Origin of the sequence: Bathymodiolus platifrons methanotrophic gill symbiont (genome assembly GCF_002189065.1) — a bacterium.
Classification (GTDB): Bacteria; Pseudomonadota; Gammaproteobacteria; order Methylococcales; family Methylomonadaceae; genus Methyloprofundus.
In genome coordinates this window covers 1-1,584 of the sequence record NZ_BDMN01000143.1, presented here as the reverse complement: position 1 = coordinate 1,584, position 1,584 = coordinate 1, and the positions used below count along the sequence as shown (strand labels likewise).

Annotated in this window: 1 protein-coding gene and 2 pseudogenes; all 3 read left to right on the top strand. The window is 51.0% G+C overall.

Features of this window, described 5'->3' with window-relative positions:
• Nucleotides 1-262: 262 nt before the first annotated feature.
• Nucleotides 263-523: pseudogene (locus tag CDZ78_RS24490) on the top strand (type I restriction endonuclease subunit R); the annotation flags it as partial.
• Nucleotides 524-809: 286 nt separating this feature from the next.
• Nucleotides 810-1,271: pseudogene (locus CDZ78_RS08920) on the top strand (DEAD/DEAH box helicase family protein); the annotation flags it as partial.
• A gap of 128 nt (nucleotides 1,272-1,399) precedes the next feature.
• On the top strand, nucleotides 1,400-1,584 hold a 185-nt coding region (locus CDZ78_RS21175), incomplete at its 3' end, for a hypothetical protein (protein ID WP_140413955.1).

Below are 1,584 nucleotides of genomic sequence, written 5' to 3'. Positions count from 1 at the left end.
TGTTTTGGGCATCCCAGCCCAAGCAAGCAGCAAAAACTTAACGCGACCACTTATGCCTCCGGCGGCCCCGATTCGTCCTCGTCACCTCGTCCCGACCCAACAAGGGGTCGGAACATAGGCTCCAAATGACTTGACGCCGTGTCGGATGGCCTTTTATTTTGTCTCCACCTTCGCTAACGCTCAGACTCCGACAAAATAACGGCCCTACGGCTATCGCGGACTAAAAATCATCACTTCGCTTAGGCTCCGTTTCCCTGATTTTCAGCGTTTGAGTTATAGCGAGGGCGTGCGTCAGGCGAAAGATTATGCCGAGCGTTTACAATGCCGAATCGCCTATGCCAGCAATGGTCATGATATTTATCAAATAAATTTACTTACCGGTGAAGAAGGGCTGGTTGATGATTATTTATCGCCACAGGGATTGTGGGCGCTAACTTTTAAGGCGCAGGATAAACAGCTGCCAGATTTCAATCGCATTTGGCGCGATCGTTTTTCTGCTATTCCCTTTGAATGCATCGGGGAGTCGCTATTTTTGCGAAAGCTTGTTTTGGGCATCCCAGCCCAAGCAAGCAGCAAAAACTTAACGCGACCACTTATGCCTCCGGCGGCCCCGATTCGTCCTCGTCACCTCGTCCCGACCCAACAAGGGGTCGGAACATAGGCTCCAAATGACTTGACGCCGTGTCGGATGGCCTTTTATTTTGTCTCCACCTTCGCTAACACTCAGACTCCGACAAAATAACGGCCCTACGGCTATCGCGGACTAAAAATCATCACTTCGCTTAGGCTCCGTTTCCCTGATTTTCAGCGAAGGCGACTGGGCACCGCGCTATTATCAGGAAAATGCCATTAATAATGCCCTGGAAGCGATTGCAGAAGGACAACAACGCATATTGCTAACACTTGCAACGGGTACGGGTAAAACCTGTATCGCGTTTCAAATTGCATGGAAGTTATTTTATAGCCGCTGGAGTTTAAGCGCACAAACAAATCCCGAAGAAGCGAAACGCCGCCCACGCATTTTGTTTTTGGCTGATCGCAATATTTTAGCCAATCAGGCATTTAATGATTTTGCTCCGTTTGGTGAAGATGCCATTGTGCGCATTGAACCCAGTGAGATTAAGAAAAAAGGCCGTGTGCCTAAAAATGCCAGTGAGTTCTTCACGATATTCCAAACCTTCATGTCCGGGGCTTCGACAGGCTCAGGCACCGATGCTGTTTCGACCCCTCCGGTCCCTGAGCCTGTCGAAGGGTGCTTTGGCGACTACCCTTAGGCGCGCCATGCTACCTCACGAAATTCCGGGACTCCTGTCGCCGTAATTCGTTCACCTACGCAGCGAATAGGAGATGCTCCAGCCGCCCTGCGTCCGCCACAGACTGAGCACAAAGCAGCTCAGTCATGGCTACCACAAATGGCTCTACGGCTATTCGGGATAAAATTTTAGCCTCCCTCGCGCGCTATCGCGCACTTCGGATTGGCAAATTTCCCTGCGCCTTCTGGAGACTATCATCCCGTCCGGGGCTGACAGCGAGAGTTGAAAGCAGTGGTGCGATAACAACCTTACCAAGACAGCAAAGGACAGC